This is a genomic window from Micromonospora krabiensis (genome assembly GCF_900091425.1).
GTDB lineage: Bacteria > Actinomycetota > Actinomycetes > Mycobacteriales > Micromonosporaceae > Micromonospora > Micromonospora krabiensis.
Map to the genome: position 1 here is coordinate 3522707 of NZ_LT598496.1, position 15550 is coordinate 3538256.

At 75.0% G+C, this 15550-nt stretch carries 16 protein-coding genes; 7 read left to right on the forward strand and 9 right to left on the reverse strand.

The features are described 5' to 3' along the window. Nucleotides 1-14 precede the first annotated feature (14 nt). Nucleotides 15-656 carry a DUF6642 family protein gene (locus GA0070620_RS15880; RefSeq protein WP_091591674.1) on the reverse strand — a complete coding sequence of 214 codons (642 nt, stop codon included), beginning with the start codon at nucleotides 654-656 and terminating at the stop codon, nucleotides 15-17. 308 nt (nucleotides 657-964) lie between these two features. On the opposite strand from GA0070620_RS15880, the gene GA0070620_RS15885 reads away from it, so the two are divergent. Next, nucleotides 965-1753, forward strand: coding sequence for a D-Ala-D-Ala carboxypeptidase family metallohydrolase (locus tag GA0070620_RS15885; RefSeq protein WP_091591676.1), 789 nt, complete (start codon nucleotides 965-967; stop codon nucleotides 1751-1753). Nucleotides 1754-1853: 100 nt separating this feature from the next. Here GA0070620_RS15885 and GA0070620_RS15890 read toward each other — a convergent pair whose 3' ends face one another. From GA0070620_RS15890 to GA0070620_RS15905, 4 genes are all read right to left on the reverse strand, one after another. Then, a complete protein-coding gene (locus GA0070620_RS15890; RefSeq protein ID WP_091591678.1) occupies nucleotides 1854-2249 on the reverse strand; it encodes a hypothetical protein in 396 nt (131 codons plus the stop codon). 88 nt (nucleotides 2250-2337) lie between these two features. After that, complete coding sequence (locus GA0070620_RS15895) at nucleotides 2338-2571, reverse strand: hypothetical protein (RefSeq protein WP_197677605.1); 234 nt, start codon at nucleotides 2569-2571, stop codon at nucleotides 2338-2340. A gap of 324 nt (nucleotides 2572-2895) precedes the next feature. Continuing rightward, nucleotides 2896-3597 carry a response regulator gene (locus tag GA0070620_RS15900; RefSeq protein WP_377520875.1) on the reverse strand — a complete coding sequence of 234 codons (702 nt, stop codon included), beginning with the start codon at nucleotides 3595-3597 and terminating at the stop codon, nucleotides 2896-2898. Continuing rightward, nucleotides 3576-4826: a sensor histidine kinase gene (locus GA0070620_RS15905; RefSeq protein ID WP_091591681.1), complete on the reverse strand. Its 1251-nt coding sequence runs from the start codon at nucleotides 4824-4826 to the stop codon at nucleotides 3576-3578. The genes GA0070620_RS15900 and GA0070620_RS15905 overlap by 22 nt, the downstream gene beginning before the upstream one ends. A gap of 133 nt (nucleotides 4827-4959) precedes the next feature. Between GA0070620_RS15905 and GA0070620_RS15910 the strand changes: the two genes are divergently transcribed. Genes GA0070620_RS15910 through GA0070620_RS15920 form a run of 3 tightly spaced genes read left to right on the forward strand, consistent with a single transcriptional unit; the run spans nucleotide 4960 to nucleotide 7423 of the window. Beyond that, on the forward strand, nucleotides 4960-5859 hold the full coding sequence (locus tag GA0070620_RS15910) for an ABC transporter ATP-binding protein (RefSeq protein WP_091591684.1): 900 nt from the start codon (nucleotides 4960-4962) through the stop codon (nucleotides 5857-5859). Beyond that, entirely contained in the window at nucleotides 5856-6650 is a 795-nt protein-coding gene (locus GA0070620_RS15915; protein WP_091591687.1) for an ABC transporter permease, read from the forward strand. Before GA0070620_RS15910 ends, GA0070620_RS15915 begins: the two co-directional genes overlap by 4 nt. Before the next feature lie 2 nt (nucleotides 6651-6652). Beyond that, nucleotides 6653-7423, forward strand: a complete 771-nt coding sequence (locus tag GA0070620_RS15920) for a YqeB family protein (RefSeq protein ID WP_091591688.1) — start codon at nucleotides 6653-6655, stop codon at nucleotides 7421-7423. Between the two features lie 96 nt (nucleotides 7424-7519). Here GA0070620_RS15920 and GA0070620_RS15925 read toward each other — a convergent pair whose 3' ends face one another. The 3 genes from GA0070620_RS15925 to GA0070620_RS15935 are packed head-to-tail and all read right to left on the reverse strand — an operon-like array spanning nucleotide 7520 to nucleotide 11811. Then, the gene (locus GA0070620_RS15925; protein ID WP_091591690.1) at nucleotides 7520-8563 is read right to left on the reverse strand and encodes a hypothetical protein; all 1044 of its coding nucleotides are present in this window, start codon (nucleotides 8561-8563) and stop codon (nucleotides 7520-7522) included. 57 nt (nucleotides 8564-8620) lie between these two features. Continuing rightward, nucleotides 8621-11074: an ABC transporter permease gene (locus GA0070620_RS15930; RefSeq protein WP_091591692.1), complete on the reverse strand. Its 2454-nt coding sequence runs from the start codon at nucleotides 11072-11074 to the stop codon at nucleotides 8621-8623. Next, complete coding sequence (locus GA0070620_RS15935) at nucleotides 11068-11811, reverse strand: ABC transporter ATP-binding protein (RefSeq protein WP_091591694.1); 744 nt, start codon at nucleotides 11809-11811, stop codon at nucleotides 11068-11070. Before GA0070620_RS15935 ends, GA0070620_RS15930 begins: the two co-directional genes overlap by 7 nt. Before the next feature lie 168 nt (nucleotides 11812-11979). Here GA0070620_RS15935 and GA0070620_RS15940 point away from each other — a divergent pair, with 168 nt between their 5' ends. The 3 genes from GA0070620_RS15940 to GA0070620_RS15950 are packed head-to-tail and all read left to right on the forward strand — an operon-like array spanning nucleotide 11980 to nucleotide 14449. Further along, nucleotides 11980-13140 carry a sensor histidine kinase gene (locus GA0070620_RS15940; RefSeq protein WP_231922387.1) on the forward strand — a complete coding sequence of 387 codons (1161 nt, stop codon included), beginning with the start codon at nucleotides 11980-11982 and terminating at the stop codon, nucleotides 13138-13140. Next, nucleotides 13137-13862, forward strand: a complete 726-nt coding sequence (locus tag GA0070620_RS15945; RefSeq protein ID WP_091591698.1) for a response regulator — start codon at nucleotides 13137-13139, stop codon at nucleotides 13860-13862. Before GA0070620_RS15940 ends, GA0070620_RS15945 begins: the two co-directional genes overlap by 4 nt. Before the next feature lie 32 nt (nucleotides 13863-13894). Then, the gene (locus GA0070620_RS15950; protein WP_091591701.1) at nucleotides 13895-14449 is read left to right on the forward strand and encodes a DUF1697 domain-containing protein; all 555 of its coding nucleotides are present in this window, start codon (nucleotides 13895-13897) and stop codon (nucleotides 14447-14449) included. A 55-nt stretch (nucleotides 14450-14504) separates the two neighbouring features. Here GA0070620_RS15950 and GA0070620_RS15955 read toward each other — a convergent pair whose 3' ends face one another. Next, nucleotides 14505-15494, reverse strand: a complete 990-nt coding sequence (locus GA0070620_RS15955; RefSeq protein WP_091591703.1) for an MBL fold metallo-hydrolase — start codon at nucleotides 15492-15494, stop codon at nucleotides 14505-14507. Nucleotides 15495-15550 lie beyond the last annotated feature (56 nt).

Here is a 15550-nt window from a genome sequence, read left to right on the forward strand (position 1 = left end):
GGCGGGTCCGACGGTCAGCGCGGACGGTGCGCGGCGTGGTCCGCGCCCGGTTGGGCGGGCACCCGGGGTCGGGCCGAGGGCCGCCAGGCGCGGCCGTTGGCATAGATCACCCGGAAGCCGAGGTACGACGCGAGCGGCGCCCAGTGCGCCGACCCCATCCGCAGTTCGGCCGCGTTGTGCCGCTGCCCGTTGGCCAGCACGTCGAGGAGCACCGTTTCGAACGCCGCCGATTCCACCCAGTCCACGTCGCGGGTAAAACCGCAGATCAGAGCCGCTCCGGTGATGTCGAGGAATTCCCGGAGCGCGGCGTCCGAGGCGCGCAGGACGGAACAGCTCCCGAAGTAGAGCCGACGCCCGTCGCACCGCCCGGCCATCAGTTCGGCGACGTCGGCGAGTTCGACCGAGTGCCAGTCGGTGAGGCGCAGCCGGCTCGGTTCACCGTGCATCGCGAAGAACCCGACGCGGTGGTCGGCGTACTGCTTGAGCAGCCAACGGTCCAGGAAGTAGAAGAGCTCGTCCCGGGTGGCCGCGTCCTTGTGGATGAACCGGATCTTGCCGAGTCGTTCGAGCAGTTCGAGCGTGGGCAGCACGGAACCGCGCTCGTTCAGGTCGCGGTGCCACTGTCCCTCGACGCAGAAGACGCCTCCCCGCGCCACGTCCACCTCCGCCAGTGCGCCAGCCCGGACGCTGACGTTACCGGCCCGGTCGGGGCCGGGAACATCACCCTCCGTGGGTCCGTACGCGACGTTCGGTGCGTTTCGCGTCGTCCTTCCGCCGCGAGTCCGGAATGGCTGTTTCGCAAATCGGCCGAATTCACAGGGACTGCTCAGGAACGGGAAATCATGAGGACAATTCTCGTTATTCAGCCCCTATGGCTGTCTCTGGTGCGAGGGTGGAAATCGCGGGACGTCCCGGGCGATGTCCTGAAAGCCACCCCATTCGCTCTCCTATCGGGAGGACTTCTGTGCGCGTAAACACCTTGAAGCGGGCTGCCGTCGCCTTCGCCCTGGCTCTGCCGGGCACCGCGATCGCCGCGGTGGTCGCCGCGCCAGCGGCCCACGCCGACGGCTGCTACACCTGGAACCGCAACCTGTACCAGGGTCGGTCCGGAGCCGATGTCCGCCAGCTCCAGATCAGGGTCGCCGGCTGGGCCGGCAACCGGGACATCGTCGAGAACGACGGGATCTACGGGCCGAAGACCGCCGCCGCGGTCAAGCGCTTCCAACAGGCGTACGGGCTGCGCGCCGACGGCGTCGCCGGCCCACAGACCTACGCCAAGCTGTACGAACTGCAGGACGACGACTGCACGCCACGCCACTTCAGCTACACCGAGATGGACGACGGCTGCGGCCGCAGCGGGTGGAGCGGGGGCCCGCTGTCCGCCGCCGAGACCCGGCAGAACGCGCTGCGCACGATGTGGAAGCTGGAGGCGCTGCGCCGCAGCCTCGGCGACAAGCCCCTCTACGTCAGCAGCGGCTTCCGCAGCCGGGCCTGCAACGACCAGGTCGACGGCGCCTCCGACAGCCAGCACCTCTACGGCAACGCGGCGGATGTCGTGTCCCGCACCTCGTCGCTCTGCACCGTGGCCCGCGCCGCCCGCAACAACGGCTTCAGCGGCCTCTACGGGCCGGGCTACCCCGACCACGACGACCACGTGCACGTCGACTCGCGGCGGGAGAACAACCAGGACAACAGCTCCAACACCTGGAGCTGGTCCGCGCCGGACTGCGGAATCGGTGCCGGCAACGACTGAGCCGGAGAGCCGGTTCGACGCCGGCCCGGTGCGGGTGGGGAACCCCCGCGCCGGGCCGGCGTCGTCCGCCCCGGCAACGCCGCCGACGGCCGTACCTCCGTCAGCTCGCGCGGGGCCAGCGCGGCGCGGTCGCGGGGGCCGGCCGGCCGGTGCCGGCGGCCCGCGCCACCGGGCGTACGCCCGCCGGCCGCGCCGGACCGGTGGCGGTGAAGGGGAAGGGCACGTGCACGAACGGGTTGCCGTGCCGGATGAGCGCGTCCACCTGACGGTCGTTGAGCCCGTGCGCGAGCAGCACCCGCCGCCCCCACCGGTGCAGCCGGCACGGGTACGTGGCGCCGTCGTTGCGGCACACCGGTCCCGACGGCCACTCCTCGGCTGTGTGCACGACCACCGCCCGGACCGCGAGCCGTACGTCCTCCGGGGTCAGCGGCGCCGGCACCGGCACCTCGCCCAGCACCCGATCGATGGGATCCGTCGACTGCTCACCAACTCGCACGGCAGACCTCCCACAGTTCGGCAGCGGTGCGGCGGGCCCGCCGCACCCGCATCCTCGGGCAGTGGTACGGCCGTCGGCGACGAGAAGTTCAATCGGGGTAAGCGGCCAGCAGATCCTCCGGCGCCAGCACGCGGACCCCGTGGGTGACCGCTCCGCTGCGGGAGACCGCGATCGGCACGGCTTCGTCGCCCGCTCCGGGCAAGCGGGACCGGTGGTGCAGCAGCCGCCCGAGGTCGTGCGCGTCGAAAGGCCGCCGCTCCAACCACTTGATGGAGCCGACGAACGTGATCCGCCCGGCAACGGGGCCACGGTCGGCGCCCACGAGGTCGATCTCCGGGTCGTTGGTCCGGGTCCCAGTACCCGCCCACCTCGGCGGTCCCGTCGGGCAGCCCTCCGGGGGGCAGTCGCCGCAGTGCTTCCCTGACCACCGGCTCGATCGCACGGCCCCGCCGGCTCGTCCAGCCCGCGACGATCCGCCCCAGGGTCAGATCGCCAGGTAGGGGTCGGCGACTGTGTATCTGGTCTCACGGGAGGGCCGAGTGGACAACGGCTGGCCGATCTCGATCATCCGCTTGTCCGCCAGCAGTCGCAGTGCTCTGCTGAGGGACGCCTGGGGAAGATCGCCGGCTTAGAATGCCGGACGACGTCAGACCAGGCCGGCGTCGTGCACCAGCAGGGCCACCTGCACCCGGTTGTTCAGGTCCAGCCGGGTGAGCAGCCGCGAGACGTACGCCTTGACCGTCGCCACACTCATGTACAGGTCCGTGGCGATCTCCGCGTTGGTCCGCCCCTGCCCGAGCGCCACCGCCACCTCCCGCTCGCGTTCGCTCAGCCCGGCGAGCAGGCGCAGCGCGCGTTCCCGACGCGGGTCGGGCCCGCCGGGCACCGCGCCGGTGACGTGCGCGATGAGCGTCCGGGTGACCGCCGGTGAGAGGGTCGCCTCGCCCGCCGCGACCCGGCGAACCGCCTGGACGATCTCCGCGGGCGGGGTGTCCTTGAGCAGGAAACCGGCCGCGCCGGCGCGCAACGCCCGGAGCACCTGCTCGTCGGCGTGAAAGGTGGTCAGCACCAGCACCTCGGGCGGGTGCGGCTGGGCGCGCAGCGCCTCGGTCGCGGCCAGCCCGTCCAGCCTCGGCATCCGGATGTCCATGAGCACCACGTCCGGTCGGGCGGCGGCGACCGCGGCCGGGACCTCGCCCCCGTCGGCGGCCTCCCCCACGACCCGCAGGTCCGGCACCCCGCCGAGGATCATCGACAGACCGGCCCGGACCAGGGCGTCGTCGTCGACGATCAGCACCCGCACCGGCTCGCCACCGCCCGGCGCGGTCATGCCGGCCACGGCAGCCACGCCGCCAGGCGGAAGTCGCCGGAGTCGTCACGCCCGTGTTCGAGTCGCCCGCCGGCCAGGGTGACCCGCTCGGCGATGCCGACCAGGCCGGTGCCGGAGCCCGGAAGTTCCGGGGCGTCCACCCCGCCGACCGGCCACCGGTTGCGGATCTCCACGGTGAGTCCGGCCCCCGGCCCGCCCGCGAGCCCGACGGTCACCACCGCTCCCGGCGCGTGCTTGCGGGCGTTCGTCAGCCCCTCCTGCACGATCCGGTACGCGCTGCGCCCCACCGCCGCCGGCACCGCCGCCGGGGCGGCCACCAGGTCACTCGCGTTGACCCGGACGCCGGCCGCGCGGGACTCCTCGATGAGGCCGGGCAGGTCGTCCAGGGTGGGTTGGGGGCGCTCGGGGTCCTCCTCGCCGCCGCCGTCGGCGCGCAGCACCCCGATCACCTCGCGCAGGTCCTGCAACGCCGCGTGCGCGCTGCCCCGGATCACCCCGGCCGCCTTCGCCACCTCCTCCGGCGGCGCGTCCGGGCGGAACTCCAGCGCGCCCGCGTGCAGGCTGAGCAGCGAGATCCGGTGCGCCAGCACGTCGTGCATCTCCCGGGCGATGCGGTTGCGCTCCACCTGTCGGGCCTGCGCCACGCGCAACTGCTGCTCCGCCTCGGCCCGCTCGGCGCGCTCGCGTAGCGACACCACCAGCTGGCGGCGGGCCCGGACGAACATCCCCCAGGCGAGCACGCTCGCGCTGATCACCACGCCCCAGACGGTGGCCGCCCAGTAGGGCATGGTCGGCTCGGGGCGGAGGTAGCCGAAGGCGAAGTTGGTGACCAGCCCGGCGGCGGTGACCGCCAGCGCGACCGCGGTACGCCGGTGCACCACCACGGTGAAGTAGAGGATCACCAGCGGGGCGGCCGCCGCCATGGAGAACGCGGTCAGCGGCAACGTCGCCACCGCCAGCCCGAGCGGCCAGCGCCGGCGCACCCAGAGCAGCCCGCAGCAGACCAGCCCGACCAGCGCGTCCGCGACGATCATCCAGCCGTACGGCAGCCGGGTGGCGAGCTGGGGGGCCGGGGTGAGGGCGTCCAGCGTGGCGAACAGCACCCACCAGAGGCAGAACACGAAGGCCACCACGTCGACGATCCAGTCCCGGGTGGTGCGGCGTGGATGGGTCCGCTCCCGGTCGACCGGCACGGCGATGGCCCCGGGCAGCAGCCAGGGGTGTTCCGGCACGGCGGCGCTGGTCACGCGCCCATGCTAGGCAGCCGGTGCCGGCACCAACCAGCTACCAAAGTCGAGACCCCGGCATATACCAAGGTCGGTGTCGACGCCGACCGCCGGCCGCAGCGGACGACCGGGTGGCGCCGGCAGGCTCGGCGGCATGATCAGCGTGGAGCACCTCAGCAAACGCTACGGCCGCCACACGGCCGTCGACGATGTCTCGTTCCGCTGCGAGCCCGGCACGGTCACTGGGTTCCTCGGGCCGAACGGCGCCGGGAAGTCCACCACCCTGCGGATGATCTGCGGTCTCACCCCGCCGACCGCCGGCCGGGCCACCGTCGGTGGGCGGCCCTACCGACAGCTGCCCAACCCGGGCCGGGAGATCGGTGTCCTGCTCGACGCCGCCGCCCAGCACGCCGGCCGCAGCGGCCGGGAGGCGCTGACCGTCGCCGCGTACACGATGGGGGTGGACCGGCGGGAGGTGGCCGCGAAGCTCGACCTGGTGGGGCTGAACGGGGCGGCCACCCGGCGGCGGGTCCGGGCGTACTCGTTGGGCATGCGGCAGCGGCTCGGCCTGGCGCTGGCGCTGCTGGGCGACCCCCGGGTGCTGATCCTCGACGAGCCCGCCAACGGGCTCGACCCGGAGGGCATCTTCTGGATGCGCGGCCTGCTGCGCGACTTCGCCGACCGGGGCGGCACCGTGCTGCTCTCCTCCCACCTGCTGCGTGAGGTGGAGGCGGTCGCGGACCGGCTGGTGGTTATCGGGGGCGGCCGGATCGTGGCCCAGGGCGACAAGACCGAACTGCTTGCCGGCGGCGGCACCCTCGTGCGGGCCCGGGACACCGCGGCCCTGCGCCGCGCCCTGGACGCCGCCGGCATCGCCGCGACCGACGGCACCGACGGCCTGCTGGTCCGCGCCGACGGCGAGGCCGTCGGGCAGGCCGCCGCGACCGCCGGGGTCGTGCTGACCGAGCTGCGCCCCGCCGGCGGCGGGCTGGAACAGCTCTTCCTCACCCTCACCACCACCGCCGCCGAGCCGACCGAGGAGGCCGGGAAGTGACCACGACCACCGCGACCAGCGCACCCACCGTCGCGCCCGAGCGCCACCGGGGCGTACGCCCACCCTCCCTGCTCCGGTTGACCGGGGTGGAGCTGCGCAAGCTCGCCGACACCCGGGCCGGGCTCTGGCTGCTCATCACGATCGGGCTGACCACCGCCGTGATCGTCGCCCTCCAGCTCATCTACGCCGACGAGGCGGACCAGACGTTCGCCACGTTCTTCGTACCGTCGCTGTTCCCGGTCGGCGTGCTGCTGCCGGTGCTGGGCATCCTCTCCATCACCGCCGAGTGGTCCCAGCGCACGGCGCTCGTCACGTACGCCCTGGTGCCCCGCCGGGAGCGGGTGGTCGCCGCGAAGCTGGCCGCCGTGGTGCTCGCCGCCCTCACCTCGGTGCTCGCGAGCCTGGCGGTGGCCGCGGCCGGGACGCTGGTCGCCGGCGCCACCGGCGACGGGGGTCAGTGGCGGTTCGACGAGACGCTGCTCCTGAACGCGGTCGTCTTCCAGGTCGCCAACGTGCTGATGGGTGCCGGCTTCGGCCTGCTGCTGCTCAACACCCCGCTGGCGATCGTGAGCTACCTGTTGCTGCCCACCGTCTGGTCGATCCTGGGCGAGGTGGTGCCCGCGCTGCGGGGCCCGGCCGGCTGGCTGGACACCGGCCGGACCATGGAGCCACTGTTCGGCGGTGACCTGACCGGTGACCAGTGGGGCCGACTGGCGGTGTCGCTGCTGGTGTGGTTGGTCGTACCCCTGGCCGCCGGACTGGTCCGTACGCTGCGCCGCGAGGTGGCCTGACCATGGACGGCGCGCCGGGCACACGTACCACGGTCAGCGGCGGGGTGACCGAACTGGTCGTCCTGTGGGGCGGGTTCCCGCTGCTCGGCGCGGGTGCCGGCGCCCTGCTCGGCGCATCGGCGGAGTGGGTCGCCGACCTGCCCTGGGCGCCGGTCCAGGGATTGTTCGAGGCGCTGTCCCGGCTGCCCCAGCCGGAGCTGACGATCGGTGCCGCGGCGCTGGGCGTGCTCGCCGGTGGGCTGCTCGCCTCCGCCGGCACCGCCGAACGGCTCGTCGTCCGCGTGGACCGCGAGCGCGTCGGCCTCCGCCGGGACGGCCGGCAGCGGGACGTCCCGCGCCGGGACGTCCGGGTGGTGCACGTCGACGGCCGCGACCTGGTGCTGCTGGACGAGGACGGTGGCGAACTGGTCCGGGAACGCTCCGACCTGTCCCCGGACCGGCTACGCGCCGCGTTCGGCAACCACGGGTGGCCGTGGGCGGACGAGGACCCGCACCGGGCGGCGTACCGGTTGTGGGTCCCCGGGCTGCCGGGACTGCCGGTCGGCGCCGACGCCCTGCTGCGCGCCCGCCAGGACGCGCTCACCCACAATCGCCGCGACGACGCGCGGGAACTGCGCCGCGAACTCGGCCGGATGGGCGTGGTCGTGCGCGACGAGGAGCGCCGTCAGTACTGGCGACTGACCGCCCGCGCCGTCCTCCCCGACGCCGACCATCCGACGCCGGCCGCCCCCAGCGACGCATTCCTCGGCAAGCGCGATGACGCAGAGGCGTAAATATGCCTCTGCGTCATCGGCCCTGTCGGGACACCCGCCTCGGCCGGGGCGGGGCGGGCCACCCCCGGTCGACCGGGTCCGACTCCGCCCCGCCCCTTACCCCTGCGGGCCGACCGGTCGGTTCGGCGTTGGCGCCGGTGCGGCGGGCCGACCGGCCAGGGCCGGTGGCCAGGCCAGCAGCAACGACATCCCGAGGCCGGCGAGCACCCCGGCGAGGGAGAGCAGGACGTCGGAGTCGGCGGAGTTGATGGGGCTGTTGCCGGCCAGCGCGGTGAACGGTGCGGCGACGGGCAGCAGCATCATCGCGACGGCCGCCGCGAGCAGCATCGCCGTCGGGCCGATCAGCGTGGCGAACGCGGCCAGCCCGTGGCGGCCCCAGTCGGGCCGGCCGTCCGGCCAGTCCCACGCCACGACGGTGACCCCGGTGAGCAGCACACCGCCGAGGAGGACCCCGGGCAGCAGCCGCCCGTCCTCGGGAGCGATCGTGCGTACCCACCCGACGACCAGGAGGGTAGCCGCGACCGTCGCGACCGCCGCCCAGCGCCGGGGCCAGGTCGGGGCCGGCGCCGCCGCCAACGCGCAGCCGAGGGCCACCACGATCAGCAGCGCGGCCGTGGCGAACGCCGACGTGTTCAGCTCCGGCTCACGGTCCGTCGGCGACTCGATTCCGGCGGCCACGATTGCGAGCACGCCGGCCACGCTGGCCGCGACCGCCGGCACCCGCCGGTCCGCCCCGCCGACCGCGCGCTCCACAGCGGACGGTGCTGCGGTGCGGCGTACCAGGAACACCACCAGCGCGGCGAGCACCGCGCAGCCGCCGACGGCGAGCAGCACGGTCGGCGCGGCGCCGGTCGGGTCGGCCCGGTCGACCGCCACGTCGGCCACGACCCAGACGCCGCCGAGCAGCACGGCGGGCCCGGCCCAGCGGCGGTCCCCCCGGCCGGCGAGCACCAGCGCCAGCACGACCGCGACGATCGTGGCGAACCGCAGGTCGCGAGCCCAGTAGGCGTTGTTGCCGGGAAGGTTCTCCGACCACGGGCCGATCGGCTCGGTCAGCGGCTGCAGCACGGTCATGTTGACCGCCCACAGCACGACGGCGGCGGCGGCGAGGATCAACCCGACCAGGCGCGCGGAACGCATCCTCGCACCGTAGCCGCCGCCCGCCGTGTCCGCTGACCCCGAGGACACGCGGCGCGGTCAGCCGACCGGCCGCACGACCGCCCTGCGACGCAGCAGCCGCCACGTCGGCACGGTGGCCGCCGCGAGCGCGAGCAGCAGGCACAGACCGACGACCCCGCCGACCACCGGCCACGGCACCACCAGGTCCACCGGCGCGCCCAACTGTTCGGCGAGGCCGGCGCGGATGCCCAGCAGACCGGCGAAAGCCACCGCCCCACCGAGCACGGCACCCACCAGCACCACCAGCGCAGACTCGGCGGCGACCAGTCGCACGACCTGCCGTCGGGTCGCCCCGGCCAGCCGGATGAGCCGCAGGTCGGCGGCCCGGCCGACGGCCGCCATCAGCAGCGTGTTGACCACGGCGATGCCGCCGTAGCCGGCCGTCACCGCGATGAGCATCACGGTGGCCAGCCAGACGAGCGTGTCCTCCGCCCGGTCCGCCTCGGCGGCCCACGTGGCGAGGTCCACCACTCGGGCGCCGGGTGGCGGGGTGATCGGTTCGGTCAGGTACACCGCCGAGGTGAGCGCCGACGGGTCGTGCGCGCGGACGACGGCCCGCGGCAGGAGAAGGTCGCCGGGGATGGAGTCGTCGGACACGACCGCCACCACCCGCAGCGGCACCCGCTCCCCGTCGGCGAAGACCACCGGGAACGGCTCGGCGGGCAGCGCCGGCACCGTGGAAGCGGGCAGCCCGCCCGCCGACACCGCCGAGGCGGGCAGCGCGACGGCGTCGTCACCGCGCAGGTCGTCCAGGGATCCGGCGAGCACGGTGAGCACCCGGTTCGCAGCGGTGAACGCCGCCGGGTCGACCCCGAGCGCGGTCAGCGGCCGGTACGGAGCGGGCGGGCCGTCGCCGGGAACGAACACCCGGCTGGGCAGCACGGACGCGCCCGGGGCCGCCGCCACGGCCGGATCGGACAACCCGGGCGCCCGGTCGGGCAGCAGCACCCAGCCGGCGTCGACGACGCTCGCGCGGTTCGCCGCGTACACGGCGGTGGTGGTCCGCACCATGCCGGACACGAGGACCGCGAAGGCGACGGTGAGCAGGACCGGCGCGGCCGTCGACGCGGTCCGCCGGGTGGCGGTCAGCGCACCGGCGCGCACCAGCAGGGCGATCGCGCCGCCACGACGCCGCAGCGGCGGGGCGAGCAGCCCCACGAGTGGGCCGACGAACGCGGGCGCGAGCACGGCGGCGCCGGTCACCAGGGCCATCACCATGAGCAGGGCGAAGTTCGCCCCCTCCTGGGCGTCCGGGGTCGTGGCCGTCGCGACGGCGAACGCGGCGCCCACCGCGACGAGGAGTCCACCGGCGACGGCCCGGATTCGCCCCATCCGCCGCTGCTCCACCGCCGCCTCCCGCAGCGCCTCCAGCGGACGCACCCGCGCGGCCCGCCGAGCCGCCCACCACACGGCCAGCAGCGCGACCGTCGGACCCGTCGCCAACGACACCGCCGCCGGCCAGAGGGTGTACCGGACGGCGAAGGTCGCCGGCTCGAAGCGGGCGTCGACGAGCAGCCGGCCCAGCACCGGGGCGAGTGCGGCGCCGGCCAGCAGTCCGGCGAGCGCTCCGGTGGCGCCGATCACGAGCGCCTGCCGGCGCAGCAGGCGGCGGACCTGCCGCGGCGTGGCACCGACGGCCCGCAGCAGGGCCAGTTCGCGGCGGCGCTGCGCCACCGCGTACGCGAAGGTCGCGGCGACCACGAACACCGTGACGAAGCCGGCGAGGGCGGCCGTGGCGGTGAGCAGCTGCATGCCGACCCACCGGGTCCGCGCGTCGTCCGGCGGTTCCAACGCGCCGCGCCCGTTCCCGGTGAGGACCCGGCCGTCGCCGCCGACGGCGGTGCGCGCGGCGGCGGCGACCCGCTCGGGGTCGGCGTCCGGGGCCAGGAGCAGGCCGATCGCGCGTACGCCGGGCGACAGGGCAGCGGCGACCTCGTCCGCGACGTGGAGGCCGGGCCCGTCGAGCAGCCCGGTGACCGTGTACGCCGCGGGGCCGCTCGCGGTCAACACCGTGACCGGGTCGGCGGGGCGTAGGCCGAGGGCGGCGTCGACGGCCACCTCCTGGGGGCCGCGGGGCGCGACCCCCGTGGTCAACCGCGTCCCGCTGAGGCGGATGCTCGACCAGCCGTGCCCCTCGTGGGCGTCCTGCCGCTGGCCGTCCGTGGCCGGTGGGCGTCCGTCGACGAGCGGCTGGGCGTAGAAGGTGCGGTCCGGCACGGCCGCCTCCACGCCGGGCAGGGCGGCCAGCCGCGCGGCGAGCGCGCCGGCGGCCGACGCGGACCAGGGTCGGGTGGGCGGGAACGGGTCGCCCGGGCTCGACGCCTCGGGGCTCTGCACGACCACCGCCGCGCGTGCCCACCGGTCCGGCACCTGCGGGCGTCCCGACGCCAGCAGCAGGGTCGACGACGCGATGAGCGCCACGCCGATCGCGACGGCCGCGAAGGCGCCCGCCGACCGCCGGCCGGTCAGCACGACGGCTCCGCTGCCAGGTCGGTGATGCGGGCGGCGATCTCCCCCGTGGTGAGCGGGCCGGTCAGCTCGTCGACGAGGCGGCCGTCGGCGAGCAGGAGGACCCGGTCGGCGTACGCGGCGGCGGCCGGGTCGTGGGTCACCATCACGACGGTCTGCCCGTGCCCGTCGACCAGCCCGCGCAGCAGCCGCAGCACCTGGTGGGAGGCGGTGCTGTCCAGCGCTCCCGTGGGTTCGTCGGCGAAGACCACCGCCGGTCGGGTCGCCAGCGCCCGGGCGATGGCGACGCGCTGCTGCTCGCCGCCGGACAGTTCACTCGGCCGGTGCCGGGCGCGGTCAGCCAGGCCCACGGCGGCAAGCGCGGCGGTCGCCTCGTCGTCGGACGGTCCCCGGCCGGCGAGGCGCAGCGGCAGCGCGACGTTCTGCGCCGCGGTCAGTGTCGAGATCAGGTTGAACGCCTGGAACACGAAGCCGATCCGGTCCCGGCGCAGCCGGGTCAGGTCGTCCTCGCCGAGCCGGTCCAGGCGTACGCCGTCGACGGTGACGACGCCCTCGGCCGGGCGGTCCAGCCCCGCGGCGCAGTGCAGCAGAGTGGACTTCCCGGACCCGGAGGGGCCCATCACCGCCGTGAACGTGCCGCTGTCGAAGCCGGTCGTCACGCCGTCGAGCGCCGTGACCCGGCGGTTGCCCGAGCCGTACACCGCCCGCAAACCGGTCAGCGTCACCGTCTGTGTCGTCATGCTCCTACGCTGCCGCGACGGGCGCGGGTCGCGCGTCGTGCCGGGGAGGACACCTCGCCGCCCTCCCCGAGGATGGTGAGGCCCCGGTCGGGTCCGGCGGTGTCAGCCCTGGGTATGACGGCCGTGCGACCGACGCGCCGGCGCACCGGGGCGGTTACCGTCGGTGGGGTGAGCGCCCACCTGCTGACCCGGCGGCTGCGTCCGGTGGATCTGTACCTGCTGGACGGTGTGCTGGCGGTGGTGGTCGGCGCGGCGCTCTGCGCGTACGCGGCCCTGGAGGCGCCCCTGCACGGGGGCGTACGCGAACCGGTCTGGGCGTCGGTGCTCACCGGCCTGGTGATCGGGCTGCCGGTCGCGGTCCGCCGCCGTTGGCCGGTCACGGTGGCGGTCGTGGTGAGCCTGGCGGCCGCCGTCGCGCTGGTGAGCGGCCTGATCCCGAACTTCGCGGCCGCCGCGCCGGCGCTCGCCATCGGTTTGGCGCTCTACACGCTGGCCGTCGCCACGCCGGTGCGGCGGTCGCTGGTGTGCGCCGTGGGTTGCCTCGTGGCGCTGAGTGTCGCCCTGGCGCTCACCGGCGGCGACCTGTGGTCGCGGACCGGTGCGGTCGTCTACGGCGCGGTGATGATCGGCCCGGCGTGGGTGCTGGGCTGGTCGGTGCGGGAACGGCGGGCCCACGCCGCGCGGCAGAGCGGGCACCTGGTGCGCCAGGCCGCCACCGAGGAGCGGCTGCGGGTGGCCCGGGAGCTGCACGACGTGGTGGCCCACACGATGAGCCTGATCGTGGTGAAGGCGGCGGTGGCCAACCACGTCGCCGACGAGCACCCGGGCGAGGCCCGCGAGGCGCTGCGCGTCATCGAGGCGACCGGTCGTACGGCGCTCACCGACATCCGCCGGGTGCTCGGCGCGCTGCGGGAGGGCACCGCGTACGGGCCGGCGCCCGGCCTGGACGAGCTGCCCGGTCTCGCCGACCAGGCCGCGATCGGCGGCGTGGACGTCCACGTCGACGTCCGGCGCGACGTGCCCGACGTGGGGGTCGTGCCCGAGTCGGTGGGGCTGGCGGCGTACCGGATCGTGCAGGAGGCGGTGACCAACGTGGTTAAGCACGCCGCGCCGGCCGCCTGCCGGGCCACGGTCACGGTGACGCCCGCCGAGGTGTGCGTCGAGGTGACCGACGACGGGCGGCGCCCGGTGCGTACGGGGGCGGAGGGCCACGGGCTCACCGGCATGCGGGAACGGGTGGCCCTGCACGGTGGCGAGTTCTCGGCCGGCCCCCGCGCCGACGGCGGCTTCACGGTGACGGCTCGCCTGCCCTACCAGGCCGTCGCATGATCCGGGTGCTCATCGCCGACGACCAGGCGTTGCTGCGTGGCAGCTTCCGGCTGCTCGTGGACCTGGCGCCGGACTGCACGACCGTCGCCGAGGCGGGCACCGGCGCGGAGGCGGTGGCGCTGACCGAGCGGCACCGGCCGGACGTGGTGCTGATGGACGTCCGCATGCCCACGATGGACGGAATCGAGGCGACCCGGCGGATCTGCGCGGACCCGGCGACGGCGGACAGTCGGGTCCTGATCCTGACCACGTTCGACCTCGACGAGTACGTCTACGGTGCGCTGCGGGCCGGGGCGAGCGGGTTCCTGCTCAAGGACACTCCGCCGGCCGACCTGCTGGCCGGCATCCGGGTCGTCGCGGCGGGCGACGGGTTGTTGGCACCCACCGTGACCCGGCGGCTGATCGACGAGTTCGTCCGGCGACCGGAGCCGGCCCGGCCACTGCCCCGCCGGCTCGACGGGATCACTGAGCGGGAGCGTGAGGTACTGGCGCTGATCGCCCGGGGACTGTCCAACACGGAGCTTGCCGCGCACCTGCACCTCAGCCTCGCCACCGTCAAGACCCACGTGGGGCGGCTGCTGACCAAGCTGGCCGTCCGGGACCGGGCGCAGCTGGTCATCGTCGCCTACGAGACGGGCCTGGTCGGTCCGGCGACGACCGGGTTGAACGACCGGGGCGGCGGCCCGGTCGTGCCGGGCCCCGGTGTCGGCCCCGGCGCCTAGGCTGGCGGCAGCTCGCACGTCGAGGAGGCGCCATGACCGTTTACGTCGCCCTGCTGCGCGGGGTCAACGTCGGCACCGTCCGGCTCGCCATGGCCGACCTGCGTCGGCTCGTCACCGACCTCGGGCACACCGATGTGCGGACATACCTGCAGAGCGGCAACGTGGTCTTCGCCAGCGGCGTGCGGGACGCCGGGCGACTCGCCGCCGGCATCGAGCGGGCGCTCGCCGACGAGCTGGGCCTGACCGTCCCGGTGCTGGTGCGCAGCGCTCGGGAGCTGGCCGCGCTCGCCGGCGGCAACCCCTACGCCGCGCGGGAGGACGACCCGACGAAGCTGCTGGTGGCGTTCCTCGCCGACGCGCCCGAGCCGGCCGCCGTGGCGGCGCTGACCGTGCCCGGCGGGGAGGAGGTGGACTTCACCGTCACCGGGCGGGAGGTCTACCTGCACTACCCGAAGACCGGCTACGGCCGGTCGAAGTTCACCAACGCCTACCTGGAGAAGAAGCTCGGGGTGGTGGCGACCACCCGCAACTGGCGCTCGGTGCGCGCGCTGGCCGACCTGGCCGCCGGGGACCAGTCCGCCCGGTAGGCGATGTTCGCCCGGCCGGCGAGGTGCGGCCAGCGCCGCACCTCGCCGAGCCCGATCAGAAGTGGTACGCGGTGTCGTACTCGGGCACGAGCACCCGGCTGCGCGGCGACGACGCGCGCACCGCCGAGATCAGCTGGTCGAGCCGCTCGTGGTCACTCGGGGCGATCGTGGGCGGGTTGCGCAGGTCGGTCTCGAAGTTGTCGAAGTGGACCGGCACCACCACCTTCGGGTGGTCCAGTGCGGCCATCAGCCGGGGCACGTAGTCGGCCGTGACCGTGGTGCTGTTCAACGCCACCATCGCCACGTCCGGGGCGAGCCCGGCCAGGTTCGGCGCGACGAAGTCGCTGGCGCCCATGAAGAACACCGACGGCCCGCCCACGACGCGGACCAGGTAGTTCAGCGTGTCGCCCTCGGGCAGGTCGGCGATCGTCGCCGGCATCACCGGCGGCGCCACACGTACGCCGGGGAAGGCGACCGAGTACGCGGCGTTGCGACTGTGCAGCGAACTCACCACCTCCACGGTGTAGTCGCCGAAGTCCATCACCTCCCCGCCCTTGACCGCGCTCAGCTGACCCGACGGCACCCCGTACGCGAGCCCCAGGTGGTAGGCGGTCAGCGTGCCGAACACCCGGGCGCCGGTGCGGCCGGCGATGTACGGCACGTCCATGAAGTGGTCCCAGTGGGTGTGCGTGACGAGCACCGTCTCGGCGCGGTCGACGCGCGCGTCGACCCGGTCGGTACGCACGTCCAGCCGGGTTCCGGTGTCGAACGCGCCGTCGAACAGGCCGGTGTTGATCCGGCTGAGGAACGGGTCGACCAGGACGGTGCGCCGGCCGATGTCGAGTCGCCAGCCGGCGGTGCCCCACCAGCGGAAGCTGGCCCGTCCGGCGCGGCCGGCGGCGGTCGGCGGGGCGGCCTGGGCCGGGGCGGGCGGGGCGGCCTGGGCCGGGCCGGCGAGCGCGGTCGAGGCGATCCCGCCGGCGGTGACCAGGGCGGTGGAGGCGGCTGCGTCGCGGAGGAACCGGCGTCGGTCGAGAGTGGGCATGCGGATCTGCTCCCCGTGTGTCGGTACGGACGGTCGGCGGTGAGCCAATCAGCGGC